Source organism: Massilia sp. W12 (genome assembly GCF_037300705.1).
In the GTDB taxonomy this organism is placed as follows: Bacteria; Pseudomonadota; Gammaproteobacteria; order Burkholderiales; family Burkholderiaceae_D; genus JACPVY01.
The window spans coordinates 2,476,951-2,493,902 of the sequence record NZ_CP147776.1 but is presented as its reverse complement, the minus strand read 5'-3'; the positions used below and the strand labels follow the sequence as shown (position 1 = coordinate 2,493,902).

Below are 16,952 nucleotides of genomic sequence, written 5' to 3'. Positions count from 1 at the left end.
TTATTGGCGCAGACCTCAGGCTGCAGCGATGATCTCTTGCGCCAAGCGCGGAAAATCCTGCAAATCGCGCAGCTCCCAGCTGTGTGCGTTGTGGAACAGGCTGAAATTGCGCTGCATCGAACGTAAATAACTCGGGTCGTAATGTTGTTCCAGCAAGGCTTGGGTGACTTGCGCAAACTGTCCCAGGCGCACCATTTGCTCCCATTGTTGGACTGTGGCGCGGCCATGCAAAGGCGTCAGAAAAGCCAGTTTTTGCAGCAATCCATCGGGCGCTGTGGTGAAATGGGCATAGTCTTGCAACAGCAATTCCACGCGCAAGGGCAGGGCGGCTTGTAAAAACAGGCAGGGCGCCTGACGCATGCGCTGAATCAGCGATTCCGGCACGCGCAGATTGCCCACTTTTTGACTTTCCGCCTCCACATACACCACCCGCGTAACATCAAAACGGCGCATTTTCTCCCACAAGGCCGATTCAAATGCTTTTTGCGAGGGCTGCGCCTGCTCCGGCAAATGGCCCAGCAGGGAGCCGCGATGACACGCCAATTCTTCCAGATCCAAGACCTGCGCGCCGGCTTGCGCCAGTGCTTGCAGCAGGCGGCTTTTACCGACCCCGGTCATGCCGCATACAATGCGCAGCTCCAGTCCCTGCGCCAAGCCCGGTAAGCTGGCCGCCACATATTGACGATAAGCCTTGTAACCGCCCTCCAGTAGATGCACCGGCCAGCCGATTTTGGCCAGAATATGGGCGCAGGCGCCGCTGCGGTTGCCGCCGCGCCAGCAATACACCAAGGGGCGCCAATCGCGCCCATGGCCTTGCCAGGATTGTTGCAAATGCTGCGCCACATTCGCCGCCACCAGCGCGGCGCCGATTTTTTTCGCTTCAAACGGGCCTTGCTGTTTGTAGAGCGTGCCCACAGTGACCCGCTGCGCATCATCTAGCACCGGGAAATTTTCCGCCCCGGGGACATGATCAAGCAGGAATTCGGACGGCGAGCGCACGTCCAACACAGACATGCCTTGATCCATGCAGGCGGCGAGCGCATCAGCGCTGACGATGTGCGGGTATTTCATTTGGCTTTTGTATTTTTTAATAATGGCGACAGAACCGGCCATATGTTTTCCAGAATTTGCGCATGCGCTTCCTGCTTGGGGTGAATCCGGTCAGCCTGGAATAAATCCTCATTTTCCGCCACGCCCTTGAGCAAAAACGGCAGCAGCGCGACTTTTTCCTGTTGCGCCACTGTGGCGAAGGCGGCATAAAATTTTTGCGTATATTGCTGGCCGTAATTGGGCGGGATTTGCATACCCGCCAAGAGCACGCGCGCGCCAGCCGCCTTGCTGTCTTTGACCATGCTTTGCAAATTCGCGCTCAAGGCCGCAACCGGCAGCCCGCGCAAGCCGTCATTCCCGCCCAGCTCAATAATCACAATCGCCGGCTGATGTTGCTTGAGCAAGGCCGGCAGACGCGACTTGCCGCCGCTGGAAGTCTCGCCGGATACGCTGGCGTTAATCACCTGGTATTCGGGATGACTTTTTTGCAAGCGCGCCTGTAATTGCGCCACCCAGCCGCTGCCGCGCGCAATCCCGTATTCCGCTGAGAGCGAGTCGCCCAGCACGAGCAGGTTTTTTGTTGCACAATAGCCGTCGCGCCCAGCCGCAAGCAGCAGCAGGCCAAAGCACACATGGAAAAATTTGATCATCATTGGATAATACGGCATGCCTTTTTCATCCTCATCGAGTGTGGCGCGCCAGGCGCCCCAAGAAACCACGGCAGAAGACGCGATTTGCGTATCCGCGCTTTGCAAACAGGTGCAAGACGCCGGCGGCTTGCTATCCATCTTGCAAGGTGTCGATTTTACCGTTAAGCGTGGCGAAACGCTGGCCATCATTGGCGCATCCGGTTCCGGCAAATCCACCTTATTGGGCTTGCTGGCCGGCTTGGATACGCCAAGCAGCGGCAAAGTCCTGTTGGAAGGCGTGGATATTTTCGCCATGAACGAAGATGCGCGCGCCAGACTGCGCGCGCAACGCATGGGTTTTGTGTTCCAGTCGTTTCAACTCTTGCCGCACCTCACCGCGCTGGAAAATGTGATGCTGCCGCTTGAACTGCAAGGAGAACGCAATCCCCAGGAAGCCGCGCAAGCCATGCTGCAAAGAGTGGGGCTGGGCGCACGCTTGCAGCACTTGCCCAAATATCTGTCAGGCGGCGAGCAACAGCGCGTCGCGCTGGCGCGCGCCTTTGTCAATCAACCGCCGCTGTTGCTGGCCGATGAACCGACCGGCAGCCTGGACGCCGCCAATGGCGAGGCGATTATTGACCTGATGTTCGCCATGAACCGCGAACGCGGTTCGACTCTGGTGCTGGTGACGCATGATCCGGCGATTGCCGCACGCTGTGGCCGGCGCATCCGCATGGCGGCAGGTCAGCTGCAGCAACAGGATTGAAGCCATGGCCCGCTCAGCGCAGCGCCTGATGCGGGTGATCACGCAGCAATTGATTGAGTTCGCGCCGGATCTGCGCCGGCAACTCGCTGGCGCAGATGCCGCAAGCGCCGCCCATTTCCAGGGTCAGACTGTCGCCGGCCTTGCCATGCAGCCAGCAGGCCGCCAAGGCTGCTTCCCAGGCCGGCCACTGTTGCGCCAGCAAAGCCCCGCATAATCCGGCCAGCACATCGCCAGTGCCGGCGGTGGCCAAAGCCGGGCCGCCGGTCGGATTGATCACCACATGGCCATGCGGGTTGGCGATGATACTGCCCGATCCTTTTAAAATCACAATGCTTGCGTAACGTTGCGCCAATTCGCGCGCGGCTTTGATGCGATCCGCCTGCACTTGCGCCGCGCCGCGCGCACCCTGTCCCAATAAGCGGGCGGCTTCCAGCGGGTGCGGCGTGAGAATGTTGGCGGCGCGCCGGCTGCGCAATAATTGCTGCAAGCCGCTCTCCAGAGACAGCAAATTCAAGGCGTCAGCATCCAACACCAGTGCAGCGTCAGAACTCAAAGCATGTTTGAGCGCGATGCAGGCTTCTTTACTCGACCCCATGCCAGGCCCGACCACTTGCACCGCTTGCTGCGGCGCTTCTTTTTCCAGCGGGCGGCACATTAATTCAGGATGTTGCGGATCAAACGGCGGACAAGCGCTTTGCGGGGCCACAAAAAACACCTGCACCCGCCCGGCTCCGGCCAGCAAGGCGGCGCGCGCGGCCAGAATCAGCGCACCGCTCATACCGGGGGCGCCGCCGATGATGGCCAGATTGCCATGGCTCAGTTTGTGCGAGTAGTGCAGCCGCTGCCGGCTGCAACGCGCAAACAGAGCGCTTGTGTTCAAATCCAGATGACTCGGCTTATACAGGCGGCTGTCAATTTCCAGACGGGCGACATGCACCTGTCCCACATAATCGCGCGCCATCCCGGTATGCAAGCCCGGTTTGTCACCGATAAAAGTAATCGTATGGCTGGCGCGGATCGCCTGCGCCGCATGCGGGTCAGCCGCATCGAAGCCCACCACATTGCCGGTATCCGCATCCAGCCCGCTGGGCACGTCCAGCGCCAGCACCGGGCATTGAAAATGATTCACGCTGTGCACCAGGCGCAACAAATCGCCATGCAAGGGGCGCGTCAAGCCGATCCCGAATAAGCCGTCAATCACCAGATGCCAGCGGGTCGAGGTGATGGAGGAGGCCGGATCGCCGGCGGCGACAGGATCGATGAAATGCACAGCGGATGCGCGCGCGCGTTTGTGCGCCAGATCAGCATCCGGGGTCAAACCGGTTTCGCTTAACAAGAGACAGGACACCTGCATGCCGGCTTGTGACAGACGGGCGGCGCAATCCAGCGCATCGCCGCCATTATTGCCAGGCCCGGCCAACACCAGCACCCGTAATAAACCGCTCGGCCCGCTGACCAATTCCTGCGCCAGTCTGGCCGCAGCGGCCCCGGCGCGTTGCATCAGCGCGCCGGTGGCTAAATTGGCGCAGGCGGCTTGCTCGATTTCCCGTATCTGCGCCACAGAAAACAAGGAATTCATGCGATTTCTCCTGAAGATGAAGGGAAGGCCGGGGTGATATTTCATCTTAAGCCAAAACCCCGCTTGCTGCGTATGGCGGCGCATAAATCTATGGACAGGGCGCCCGATGATGCAGTCGCGCCTGCTGCTGGCGGGGCTTGGGGCGGCGCGCATTTCCTCAGAGTAATTTTCGCATAAGCAATCAGCAAAAAAATGCTTATGCAGCAAGGTTGACCGGGATTCTTGGTTATACTCGTACATCAAGCACACTCCCTGCGTCATTTCATGAACATCATCGGTTTTTCCGGCACGCTCGACCCCATCACCAATGGCCATATGTGGGTCATCGGCGAAGCGCGCGCCATGGCGGACAAGGTCTTGGTGTTTCTTTCTGAAAACACCTTGAAAACGCCCCAATTTCCAGCGGAAGAACGTCGCCGCATCATTCTCGAAAGCACGGCTGAGCGCGGCTGGGACAATATCGAGGTCATGATTGTGCGCGGCGACTACACTGCGCGCACCGCCAAGCGGCATGGCGTGGATTACCTGATTCGCGGCATTCGCAACACCAGCGATTTTGATTACGAAAACCTGATTCAACAAACCAATGTGGATGTCCTGCACGGCGCCAAGACCGTGTTTGTGATGCCGCCGCGCGACCTGGGTTCGGTCAGCTCCAGCTTTGTGCGCGCCTTGCAAGGCCCGGTCGGCTGGCATTGGCATATGAAAAAATTCGTGCCGCCGCCGGCCTACCGCGCCTGGATTCACGATTGGTTGCGTAAAGAATGGATGCAGCTTTGGCAATACAACCAGCTCGGACCGGAAGAAAAGCAAGTGTGCCAGGCTTGCCTGGACTGGTTATTAGGCCCGCAATCATATGGCGCGCCGGAGCGCGCCTATCATAACTGCGACCACTTGGTGCATGGCTTGACTGAATTACGCACCTGGGCCGCCAACAATCCAAACCACGCGGATCAGGCGGCCTGTCTGAAAAAAGCATTCTGGTTTCATGACGCTGTTTATCACCAGGGCGCAGATGCGGCTTGCAGCGATGAAGAAGCCAGCGCGCAAGCCTGGCAACGCTGGCTGGCGCAAGGTTTGCCGGTGTTGCAGGATGAAGCCTTGAGCGTGGCGCAGTTAATCCGCGTGACAGATCATTTCCAGGAACAACAGATTTTGCATCCGGCCAAAGATGTGATGTTGTCTGCCGATTTATCGATTCTGGGTCAGGATGAAGACATTTACAATCAATACGCGCAAGCGATTGCGGCTGAATATGCGCACGTCGCGCCATCCTTATACCGTGAGCGCAGAGTAGGCGCTTTACGCCATTTATTGCAAAGAAACGCTGCTGGCGCGCTGTATGGCGACGCCTTTTTCGCCAGCCAATACCAGGCCATGGCGCAACAGAATTTACAGCGCGAAATCGCGCAGCTGAGCGCAGCGCTGAAACTGCAACACAGTGGAGCATAACCGTGGATCCCCTGCTCAAGCATATGTTGGAGGTGACCGGGCAACGCGACGGCGATTTGCTCGAATTATCCATGCTCTCGGCAGTGTGGCAGATGGCGCAGGCCAGCGAAGTGCGCCTGTATTCCGTAATCCAATCCACCCAGCCGGAGGGCAAAGTGCGCGGCCAGGGCTTGCTGCGCCTGCGTGGCTGGGTCAGAAACAATGAAATCCGCTTGTTGGAAGAAGATCCGGAAAACGAGCCGCCTTTAAACCCATTGTCATTTTTTCCGGCGCTCTCGAATGCGCTACAGCATGGCAAAGCGCTGGCGCACGGACGCGACGAAAGCCGGGGACATTTGCTGTGGTTGCCGATCTGGGTCGAAGGGCATGCCAGCGCCTGCATTGAAATTGCGCGCGCCATGCCATTCCCGCCGCGCGTGCTCGATATGCTGGAAGGGATGGTCGGCGTGTATCGCAATTTTCACAGCCTGCTGGAATATTCCGAACGTGATTCACTGACCGGCTTACTGAACCGCAAAACCTTTGAGCGCCATTTTTCGCGCGCCAAAGTGGCCACCCGCATCGCCCAGGTGCTGGAGCCGGCAGCGCCCAGCCTGCGCCCGGAGCGGCGGCGCGCCCAGCCGCCGCGCCCCATGCGCAGCAATACGCCGCAGGAACACCCTGAAGATGGCCGCTGCGAATGGCTGGCGGTGGTGGACATCGATCACTTTAAAAAGGTGAATGATAATTTCGGCCACTTGTACGGCGATGAAGTCTTGATTCTGGTGGCGCAATTGATGACCCAATCCTTTCGCGCGCATGATCGCGTATTCCGTTTCGGCGGCGAGGAATTCGTGGTCTTGCTGCATGCCGCCAGCGTGGATGATGTGAATGTGGTGATGGAGCGCTTCCGTATCGCTGTCGAAAATCATTATTTTCCGCAGGTCGGCAAAATCACGGTGTCTGTCGGCTATACCTCATTTCATCCCAAAGAAGCGCCGGTTGAGGTGTTGGGACATGCCGATCAGGCCCTGTATTATGCAAAACAACATGGACGCAATCGCTGCTGCCAATATGAAGCGCTGTTGGCGGCGGGCGAATTCTCCTCAGCAGAACAGACCACCACACCGATTGAATTTTTCTAAAATAACCGGCAACGCGGCAGCGTTGCTATCTCTTGGATAAAATCATGCAAAAATGGCAATTTTGGATTGATCGTGGCGGCACGTTTACTGATCTGGTCGCCCTCACTCCTGAAGGCAAATTGCGCACCCATAAGCTGCTCTCTGAAAATCCCGAACACTACCGCGACGCCGCAATTGCCGGCATCCGCGCCATGCTGGGCCTCGCGCCGCATGAGCCGATTCCCGTGCAGCAAATCGGCGCTGTCAAAATGGGCACGACCGTGGCCACCAACGCCTTGCTCGAACGCAAGGGCGAAGCGGTATTGCTGCTGGTGACGCGCGGCTTTGGCGACGCCTTGCGCATCGCTTACCAGAACCGGCCCCGGATTTTCGCGCGCCACATTGAATTGCCCGAACTGCTCTACCGCCAGGTGGCGGAAATTGAAGAGCGCATTGACGCCGATGGTTCGATTGTGCAAGCGCTGGACGCGGCGCAAGCGCGGCAAGCCATGCAAGCCGCCTATGGCGCCGGCTTACGCAGCGTGGCGATTGTGTTGATGCATGGCTGGCGCTATCCGGCGCATGAAAAACAGCTGGCGCAGATTGCCGCCGAGTGCGGCTTTACGCAAATTTCCGTGTCGCATCAGGTCAGTCCCTTGCTCAAACTGGTGGCGCGCGGCGACACTACTGTGGTGGATGCTTATTTATCGCCGGTATTGGCGCGCTATGTGGCGCAGGTGGCCGGCGAATTGCAAGGCGCGCCGCTGCAATTCATGCAAAGCTCAGGCGGCTTGACCGACGCCGCCTGTTTTGCCGGCAAAGACAGTATTTTGTCTGGCCCGGCAGGCGGCATTGTCGGCATGGTGCGCACCGCACAGCACGCCGGCTTTGAAAAAGTGATTGGCTTTGATATGGGCGGCACGTCCACCGATGTGTCACATTTCGGGGGCGAATTCGAGCGCGAATTTGAAACCATGGTAGCCGGCGTCAGAGTGCGCGCGCCGATGATGCGGATTCACACCGTGGCCGCCGGCGGCGGTTCGATCTTGCATTTTGACGGCGCCCGCATGCAAGTCGGGCCGGACTCCGCCGGAGCCAACCCCGGCCCCGCCTGTTACCGGCGCGGCGGCCCGCTGACGGTCACGGATTGCAATCTCATGCTGGGGAAATTGCAAGCTGCGCATTTCCCGCATATTTTCGGCCCGCAAGCCGACGCCCCGCTGGACCGGCATGTGGTGCAACAGCGCTTTGTTGAATTGTGCGCGCAGATTAACGCCAGCCGCAGCCCGGCTGATGAATTAAGCCCGGAGCAGGTAGCCGAGGGCTATCTGCAAATCGCAATTGGCAATATGGCCAACGCCATCAAGCAAATCTCAGTTGCGCGCGGTTATGACGTCAGCACCTATGCCCTGGCCACCTTTGGCGGGGCCGGCGGCCAGCATGCCTGTCTGGTGGCCGACGCCCTGGGCATGGAAACCGTATTTGCGCACAATTTGGCGGGCGTTTTGTCGGCCTATGGCATGGGGCTGGCGGATCAAAGCGTGATCCGCGAACAGGCCGTCGAAGCGCTGCTGGAACCAGCGCTGTGGCCGCAATTGCAAGCGCAGCTGCAGGCCTTGGGCGACGACGCGCGCGCGGCCTTGCTGGCGCAGGGCGTGGCGATGGAGCAGATTGAAGTGATCGGCCATGTGCGCCTGCGCTATCAGGGATCGGACACCGCCTTGAGCGTGCTGGCGGCGGAGCCGGCGGATATGCAAGACCAATTCGAGCAAGCCTATTTGCAGCGCTTCGCCTTTTTGCTGCCAGGGCGCGCCCTGATGGTGGAAGCGCTGTATGTCGAAGCGCTGGGGCGCTCGGATGCGCCGCCGGAACAGAGTGTGCGTGTGGAAACGCTTGCGCCGCGCCGGGAATTGGCGCCGCACAGTCAGGTGCGCATGTATTCCGGCGCCTCCTGGCATGATTGCGCGCTGTATGTGCGCGCCGATTTGCGCCCCGGCGATGTGGTGCGCGGGCCGGCCATCATCGCAGAGGCCAACGCCACCAATGTGATTGAGCCGGGCTGGCAAGCCCAGGTCACAGCATATGATCATCTGGTTTTGCGGCGCTACCTGCCGCGCAGCGAGCGCGCCCGCATTCACAGCGACAAGGCCGACCCGGTAATGCTGGAAATTTTCAATAATCTGTTCATGTCGATTGCGGAACAGATGGGCTTATGTCTGCAAAACACCGCCTGTTCGGTGAATATCAAAGAGCGGCTTGATTTCAGCTGCGCCCTGTTTGACGCCGACGGCAATCTGGTGGCGAATGCGCCGCATATGCCGGTGCATCTGGGTTCCATGGGCGAGAGCATCAAGAGTGTGATTGCGGCCAATGCCGGCCAGATGAAAGCCGGCGATGTGTTCATGTTAAATGACCCTTATCACGGCGGCACGCATCTGCCTGATATCACGGTGATCACGCCGGTGTTTGATGATGAAGGGCGGCATATTCTGTTTTACTGCGCCTCGCGCGGCCACCATGCCGACATTGGCGGCAGCACGCCAGGCTCGATGCCGCCGGATTCGCGCCATATCGAAGAAGAAGGCGTGCTGATCACGAATTTCAAATTGGTCGATGCAGGCCGCTATTGCGAACAGGAAACCCGCGCACTGCTGGGCAGCGGCAAATATCCGGCGCGCAATATTGAGCAGAATATGGCCGATTTGCGCGCCCAGATCGCGGCCAACCAGACCGGGGTCGAAGAATTGCGCAAAATGATCGCCCATTTCGGCCTGCACATGGTGCAAGACTATATGGCGCATGTGCAAGACAATGCCGAGGCCGAAGTGCGGCGCGTGATAGAAGCGCTGGCGGATGGCGAATTTGATTACCCGCTCGATAATGGCGCCAGAATCCGGGTGCGGATTACGCTTGATCACGCCGCACGCAACGCGACCATCGACTTTAGCGGCACATCGGCGCAGCAGGACAATAACTTCAATGCCCCGGCGGCAGTCTGCAAGGCGGCGGTGTTGTATGTCTTCCGCACCCTGGTGGATAAGCCGATCCCATTGAACGCCGGTTGTTTGCGGCCGTTGAATATCATCATTCCGCCCAGCATGCTCAATCCGGCCTATCCGGCGGCGGTGGTCTCAGGCAATGTCGAAACTTCAACCTGTGTCACGAATGCCCTCTACGGCGCGCTCGGCGTACTGGCATCAGCGCAAGGCACGATGAACAATTTCACCTTCGGCAATGCGCAATACCAGTACTACGAAACGATTTCCGGCGGCAGCGGCGCCGGGCCGGGTTTTGATGGTTGCGACGTGGTGCAAACGCATATGACCAATTCGCGCCTGACAGACCCGGAAGTGCTGGAATTGCGCTATCCGGTGCGGCTGGAGTCCTACGCCATCCGCCCTGGCTCAGGCGGGGCAGGGCGCTGGCGCGGCGGCAATGGCGGGGTGCGCAAAATCCGCTTTTTGCAAAACATGACGGCCTCGATTTTGTCGAATAACCGCTTGCATGCGCCGTTTGGCTTGGCCGGCGGCAGCGCGGGACAAGTCGGCGTGAATTGGGTGCTGCGCAGCGACGGCCGGCGCGAGGAAGTGGCGCATGTCGGCAAAACTGAGATGCAAGCGGGTGACATATTTGTGATTGAAACCCCGGGCGGCGGCGGCTTTGGCGCGCCGGCAGACAGCCAGACTTGAATTTGCCAGCATATGGCGTCACATGCAGACCATTCCCAAAGCTGGGAAGGTCTAAACAGGAGAGCAGGAATGAAAGCATTATTCGCGGCAGGCGCCGTTTGTTGCGTATTGGCTGCCAGCGCGCAAGCCGAGGTCATCGGCGAAGTCAACACCGCCTTTAAATTGATCGGCCCCAGTCATAAAGTGGAAGTGCAAGTGTTTGATGATCCCAAAGTGGCTGGCGTGTCCTGCTATTTATCGCGCTCAAAAACCGGCGGCATCACGGGCGCCTTGGGGCTTGCCGAAGACAAGGCAGAAGCCTCGGTGGCTTGCCGCCAAGTGGGTGAGATCCGTTTTAACGGCAACATCCCGCCCAAGGAAGAAGTGTTTTCCGAACGCGCATCCCTGATTTTCAAGCATGTGCGGGTGGTGCGCATGGCCGACGCCAAACGCAATGCCCTGATTTATCTGGTGTATTCCGACCGCTTGATTGACGGCAGCCCGAAAAACAGCGTGACCGCTGTGCCAGTGCCGGCGGCAACCCGGATTCCGATGGGGAAATAAGCTGGCAGCATGCTTGTCTTGCGCAAGTCAGCGCGCTGCATAGCAACTGCGCTGACTTGCTGCGAAAGCGGGAAGAAGAGGCCCGGTTTTCCAGTGTTCAGATACTCGCCAACCGCTGCGCAATTTGATCTGTGGACACAAGACGGCTTGCCACTGGACAATCTGTATTTTGTGGCAGGCTTGAAAAATGATCAGGATGTGAATCTGCTGCCGCAAAGCAACGCCAAAGGTCAAAGCGATAAATTCCGCTCTGACATGCAAGCAGATCAAGTGGCTGCCTTGTATGAAAGCTACTTCTCAGCATCACCCTGTGCGGCGGCGCAAATAGCATCACCAGCGCCGCCGCAAAATATACGGCGAAGAAATCGCGGCTTTGCCTGAATAGGATGGCTTGATAGCAGACATTATTCTGTTTTACTAAAAATTGGCTGATGTTTTCTCTGAAATTCTTCAATACCAAATTGACGCAATCTTTCGAGCCAGATTTCTGAAACTGAGCGTGAATATCCCAAGTCAATAGCAGCTTCTTGCAGCAACGCAAATTCAGTACGTAAGGTGGTAGGCATAATGCCGGGGTCATCCGTGTTGATTAACACGCGGATTGGTCCGCGCCGCAAGCCAAATTGATTGTGCACGCCGCCATCCTCAAGGTTCTTTTCATGCGGTGGATTCCAGCGAAAAATCGGATGTTCGGCATGGTTTTCCATCCGTGCGATATACACATTGGAGCTGGGATTGGTTTCGATAATCAAGCCCTGTCTATCATATTGATCGAGCAAATAGTCTTGCAATGCATGCATAAACGAAAGTTCTTCCGGAGTTTCGTAATCATATAAAAATGCAGGATGCCCGTTTTCCGCATGCTCGCGCCTTGCCCAGTCTTTGGCGTCAGCCACACGAACCAGTACATTGCGCATTTTTTCCTTGTACTCCAATCGGAGTTGTTCGCGGTCAAGATAAATTCGTGCTGCGCTGCCTTGTTCGCTGCGTTGTTCCACTTGGTTGTGCAAGGTGATTGCGCCATCTTCTGCTTGTTTTAGCTTAGCAAAATCAGGGACTGCGCTATCGAGCAACTCGCCGTAAAATGGAGCAGTTTGATTGTTCTTAAATTGGTAATAGCAATTCCGCCGCAATTGCCAGGCTTGATGCAGTGTGCTGGGCGCGATATGAAATTTGACGCTTGAGCTTGGCCGAGAGGCTTCCACATCAATGGGTAAGTACAAAGAAAGCTGATATTGGCTGTTTAACCATGGAATATGATCCACAAAGCGGGCAATGCGTCGCTCAAGGAGCGGGATCACATGGCTGGCAAGCGGTATGCGCGCACTGAGTTCGCTGGCATAATGCCAAGCCCAGACCAAGTTATCTAAATGTTCATCCACTGGCAGCACCATATCGCCATGGCGAGCGACCCATTGCGCTGGAGGGATGCCAATCGCCAAAGCATGGCCTAATCTATCGCCGCTACGCATTTCGCAAAAACGCACGGTTTCATCAATCTGGCGCATACCAGACAGTGGATGGGCATAATCCTCGCCAACATGAATGCTGAAATGAAAATTCGCTGTGGCGCGTGTGTCAGTGTTGCGCGGTAAAAAACCGCGTCGTAACCAGCGCAAGATAGGAGCAAAAATGTCATTGCGTATTATGTTTTCATCACCAGCAATATCCAACCCGCGCAGCCAATTGGCTGGCTGAAAATGAAAAGCAGGGTTGGTATGTCCGCCTAGAAATACATCATCATTCCAAGCACTTTCACTATAAAGAGTCTTCTGAAATTTTATCGCTTTTTTCCACAAATCTTTACGACTTTTAGCGGTTTCCTCCTGTCGTAAAAAATGTGCACAAAAATGCCATTGTTCTAGATAATGTAGATAGGCGATATCTTTTGGCTGCAAGGCAGCGGTGGGGGTGAGCCAACTCAATAAGGGAACAGGAAAATCATGACGATTGCAAGCATCCTTTGCAACTTCGGCGGCTTTATTAGCGTTAAAACTATCAGGAGTAATTTTGATTTCAGCCAAATCGGTTGCATTGGTCATCAGCGCGCGCATCATATCTGCACTACCATGCTGAGTGTGCTTTTTACGCAGTTCGGCATTAAAATAAGTCCGGACAAAGCGACTTAAGCCTTGACCATCCATAATCAAGCCGCGACGGATTTGCATCATCGATGCCATGAGATAAAAGATAGCAATGCGTAAAGCGGGTGGGCTTTGTTTTTGGCGATACAAAAACCACAAATAGACATTTAGCCAAAGCATCGCCCGTGCTAATTCGCCGCCTATCACCGCTTGCGCCAATTGCCAACGCAGCCAATTCGCATCGACAATTCCATGTTGCACAATGCAACTTTCTCGCACACTCTCCCAATCATGGGTGTCGAATGGATCGATGAAATTGCTTGGGATGGCGCAAGTTTGACATAATTTGACCCGTAGCTCAGTGTCTTGCGGGTTAAGCAAAATTCCAATTAACTGCCGTATATGCCTTAAGCGCAGAAAAATTTCCTGCTCTTCTGCTGTCCCGGAACAGAATATGTTCTCACCCAAAATCAGCAAATCAGAGCGAATGCCGCCCAGATGAACATGCCCTTCAGCATAGGGTTTATGCACGCTTGAAGGTGGCGCAAAAAATGGTTGTTGATGTTGAATGACGCGCCGCACATCGTCAGGCAAAGGATTGGCTCGCTCCAGCCAGCTCACCAAATGCCAAGCAACCAGCATGCCTGGGTCTATTTCGGCGCATAAGCGGGCATAAGCCTGTACCTGCGCCACTTGATATTGCACAAAATCGCCATTGCGCTCCATTAAACGTGTGAACAGCTCTTCTAAGATCGGGAGTTCAACGGAGGAAAACAGGTCTTTACCCCAGAGCGCTTTCATCACTTTTTCGATATCGCCTAAGCGAAAACGCCTTGCGTGATCTTGATCCAGGTCTTTTTCCAGTTGCGTGCGGCAATTTCTCACAAAACCGGCGATTGTTTGCTCATCATCGTCAAACGGGTAGGTGGCCAGATAAGCACGCAATTTTTCGCTGACGCGAGTGCTAGTGAACAACGTGCCTATGGCCACTTCGTGCAGGGAGCGGGTGAGCATGATTTATTCTGTGGGTTTAGTGACAGGGGGCGCGCTAGCTGCCCATTCTTCTATCGCACTTAGAAAGGTTGCCATCAAACGCTTTGAGGCAGGAATTTCCTGCTTAATACGGTCATGCAGCTTCAGCGCCTCTGCTTTGGTTAATTTGCCTTTGCGTAAAGCATTGCGTAGAGTCGCTTTTTCAACTCTGCTTTTCAGTGCTACACCTAAAGCTTTTCCTAATTCTGCCTTGGCTCGCCCGACTTCGGTTTCAACTGTATGCTCGGGGTAGTTTAATCCAGAAAGTTCTGTGTTAACAATGATATCCCTAAGGTCTATATCCTCTTGCTCTATCCACCCGCGCAAGGGATGCTCACCCAGCAAGAAGGTAATGCTGCGGATTTTTTCGCCAAAGGTACGGGTATCTTGATCATTTTCACTGGAAAATGGGGAGATATTTTGTCGATACAAATCACTATTTTCAAATTTTTCACCGTCACCAATATTGACGGTGGCAATGATAGGCGACAATTCGTAAAGTGGACCTTTTTCAAAACTGCCAAACGCGCTCCATATCGAGTTAAACATTTTTTGCGCAACTCTGAGCACCGTTTTTTCATCCTGTTTATTATCTATTACACCCGGCGCCATAGGTGGATTAAAAAGCCAAGCCTGATTCATCACTTTATTGAACACATTATAGACTAGCCAAGGGGCAACTTGGATCTCTAATATCTGATATTTGCTTTGCCATTCTCTAATTTTTCTGATTAACAAAGAAATCGTCGCATCTCTTTGTGCAAGTTCCACGTCTGTGTCTTTAGGCCAATCTTCTTCAGGTTTTCCATCATCGTCTGTTATCGTCAGAGTTTTGGTAGCAGCGATGGCGGAGAGAGAATAAAAAGGTGGGCGTTGCAGTAAGGCATGCACATCTTCTTCATTGATCGTGCGTAAAAAACTGGTAATGATTAACTCAAAAATCCGGCCGACACATATCAACACGGTTTTTTTGTTGGTTGAATAAAAATTTTTGTGCAGCAACAAATCAATCAATAAATTGTTTTGTGAACTGTGGGCAACACCAGAAAAACGATATCTGTTTTTGGCGCTAATTGCCCTGCCAGCTTCAGGTATCGGATAGGGCAGTATCGCATGAGATGGCAAGCGAGCCAGCCAAGCGTCTGGCGCACGCCCGTTTAAACCGCGTTTCCAGTCATTTAAATCTCCAGCTGCAGCAAAATTGGCCAATGATTCTTGCTGATGAAGCAAAGGTTGAAATAGCGGTGTATCAAACACATTGCGGGTTCGTAGCTCAATACCTGAAGCAAACCAATCTATTTGTGCCTGTAATACTAAAAATGCTGCACCTGCTTCAGAATCAAATTTGAACTGATCCAACAGCATACGCCGCCATCTATTTTTTCTTTCATTGATCTCACTAGCAGGCTCGTGGAGTTGCGTGTTATTTGATTTCGATAAAATATTGGAAAATTCTTTAAGAAATCCCTTCCGGTTTTGATGGGCTGTGTTAAATGCGGCGACTTTAAGTGCTTTGATGGTTGTTGCATGAAGCAATGTTGCACGTTTTACATTAATAATATCCCATAATTCTGCTGCTGCAATATACCAAACTAAATCGGGTAACAAACCTTTCACCCGATAGATCAATTGCGCTAAGGAGCGCACCGTCTTGAGTGGTAAAGCAAGATAGCTATTTTCCACGCCATTCACCGCACCATTGAGTATTGCCTCAACCCACGCTTGAAAAAATGGCAGTGGCAAGGGGGGCATGCGCGCCTCTTCGTGGGTGAGAAAAATATTTTGATCTTGCAAATACTGCGCAACGCTTGGCATTTGCAGCCGATATTGCAGCGGTAGAATTTTCCGTTGGTATTCTTTCGCCAGCTCTTTTGCCTGCAATGCCGCATCGGCACGCGCATAGCTGCTGTCCTTCAGTAATTTACCGTGAAATTCACGCCACGTCACATCGTGATACAAGCGCTGATCGCCGCTAATAATGGGCAAGACCGCCGGGCTAACCAGATAACGGCGCACTACTTCCAGATTTTCAAACGCTTGATCGAGTGAGGTATCAACATCATCAATCGTTAAAATTAAGAGTTTTTTGCCAAGCAGATTGCACACATCCCTGAAAAAATGATCTACTTCACCGACGAGCTGGTTGTTGCCGATAAAAGAGCGTAACTTATCCAAGCCTTCTTGCGCACGCTGTTTTTGCAAACCTTCCAGCGCGCTGCCCAATCTTTGCAGTTGTTTATGCAGTGCTGCGCGTTTTTCTGGATACCGGGTTTGTGCATCTATCACGGCTTTATCCGATAACACCGCCGCAACAATGACATTCAAAAACAGATTGTCGTGGTCTTCGAGTAATGTGGGGTCGATAGGCTTACAGATATGGACGTGATTGAAAAGCTCTTTATCGACATCCGCCAAGTACAAACCAAGATTGATCAAAACCGAGCTTTTACCAGTGCCGCGTGCGCCGTCAATTAAGATGGCGCGGTGTTGACGCTGCGCGCCCGGCTCACTATTGTCGTCATCAGCCGATGGCAGCGCTACTTTGACAAATGCATGCAATTTCGAATACACGTCAGCAGCAAGCAAAGTGTCTGCCCTTTTTTGAGTCGCACTTTCACGTTGGTCAATTGGAAAAATGAGGCGTCTTGGTTCGTTAGTCATAGCTATTAACACTCTAAAGTAGATAGTTGATTTACATGACTGAATAAGAAAATTGAGATGGATGGACGAAGCCGCTACACGGCAGAAACGCACCTCCATGCAAAATGATCTGGCTAATTGATTCAGAATGTGACTTTGCCACTTTCCCAAGGGTTTCAAAGATAAGGAACCGGGGTCACGACGCTATGAAAACACACATTACAAGAAACTTCAACCGTAAGTATGAACACCACTGCCATTACCTGAAGATTAAAGGGCCGCAGTTCAAGACCATCGATGCAAGCCCTGGCCAGCCTCCGGACTGGTCCAGTCGCCCAACAGCCAGCGTCTGTCCGGCATTTTTTGTCAGCGCGTCATTCTGGAG

11 protein-coding genes are annotated in these 16,952 nt (G+C 54.5%); 5 read left to right on the top strand and 6 right to left on the bottom strand.

Going from position 1 to position 16,952, the window contains the following annotated elements; genetic code table 11:
• Positions 1-15: 15 nt before the first annotated feature.
• Complete coding sequence (gene mnmH / locus V8J88_RS10080) at positions 16-1,071, bottom strand: tRNA 2-selenouridine(34) synthase MnmH (RefSeq protein ID WP_338849336.1); 1,056 nt, start codon at positions 1,069-1,071, stop codon at positions 16-18.
• Complete coding sequence (locus V8J88_RS10075; protein ID WP_338849334.1) at positions 1,068-1,718, bottom strand: arylesterase; 651 nt, start codon at positions 1,716-1,718, stop codon at positions 1,068-1,070. Before V8J88_RS10075 ends, mnmH begins: the two co-directional genes overlap by 4 nt.
• Here V8J88_RS10075 and V8J88_RS10070 point away from each other — a divergent pair.
• A complete protein-coding gene (locus tag V8J88_RS10070) occupies positions 1,717-2,445 on the top strand; it encodes an ABC transporter ATP-binding protein (RefSeq protein WP_338849333.1) in 729 nt (242 codons plus the stop codon). The two genes, V8J88_RS10075 and V8J88_RS10070, sit on opposite strands and share 2 nt — an antisense overlap.
• A gap of 13 nt (positions 2,446-2,458) precedes the next feature.
• Here V8J88_RS10070 and V8J88_RS10065 read toward each other — a convergent pair whose 3' ends face one another.
• Positions 2,459-4,024: an NAD(P)H-hydrate dehydratase gene (locus V8J88_RS10065; RefSeq protein WP_338849332.1), complete on the bottom strand. Its 1,566-nt coding sequence runs from the start codon at positions 4,022-4,024 to the stop codon at positions 2,459-2,461.
• A 264-nt stretch (positions 4,025-4,288) separates the two neighbouring features.
• Between V8J88_RS10065 and coaD the strand changes: the two genes are divergently transcribed.
• From coaD to V8J88_RS10045, 4 genes are all read left to right on the top strand, one after another.
• On the top strand, positions 4,289-5,476 hold the full coding sequence (coaD, locus tag V8J88_RS10060) for a pantetheine-phosphate adenylyltransferase (protein WP_338849330.1): 1,188 nt from the start codon (positions 4,289-4,291) through the stop codon (positions 5,474-5,476).
• 2 nt (positions 5,477-5,478) lie between these two features.
• The gene (locus tag V8J88_RS10055) at positions 5,479-6,600 is read left to right on the top strand and encodes a GGDEF domain-containing protein (RefSeq protein WP_338849328.1); all 1,122 of its coding nucleotides are present in this window, start codon (positions 5,479-5,481) and stop codon (positions 6,598-6,600) included.
• A gap of 44 nt (positions 6,601-6,644) precedes the next feature.
• Positions 6,645-10,268: a hydantoinase B/oxoprolinase family protein gene (locus V8J88_RS10050; protein WP_338849327.1), complete on the top strand. Its 3,624-nt coding sequence runs from the start codon at positions 6,645-6,647 to the stop codon at positions 10,266-10,268.
• A gap of 69 nt (positions 10,269-10,337) precedes the next feature.
• Complete coding sequence (locus V8J88_RS10045; protein ID WP_338849326.1) at positions 10,338-10,811, top strand: CreA family protein; 474 nt, start codon at positions 10,338-10,340, stop codon at positions 10,809-10,811.
• Positions 10,812-10,908: 97 nt separating this feature from the next.
• Here the strand turns inward: V8J88_RS10045 and V8J88_RS10040 are convergent, their stop codons facing one another.
• From V8J88_RS10040 to rdrA, 3 genes are read right to left on the bottom strand one after another with little or no spacing between them, the layout of a single operon-like run.
• Entirely contained in the window at positions 10,909-11,265 is a 357-nt protein-coding gene (locus V8J88_RS10040) for a hypothetical protein (RefSeq protein WP_338849325.1), read from the bottom strand.
• On the bottom strand, positions 11,216-13,909 hold the full coding sequence (rdrB, locus tag V8J88_RS10035) for an antiviral RADAR system adenosine deaminase RdrB (protein WP_338849324.1): 2,694 nt from the start codon (positions 13,907-13,909) through the stop codon (positions 11,216-11,218). The genes V8J88_RS10040 and rdrB overlap by 50 nt, the downstream gene beginning before the upstream one ends.
• 3 nt (positions 13,910-13,912) lie before the next feature.
• Positions 13,913-16,588, bottom strand: a complete 2,676-nt coding sequence (rdrA, locus tag V8J88_RS10030; protein WP_338849322.1) for an antiviral RADAR system adenosine triphosphatase RdrA — start codon at positions 16,586-16,588, stop codon at positions 13,913-13,915.
• Between the last annotated feature and the right edge of the window lie 364 nt (positions 16,589-16,952).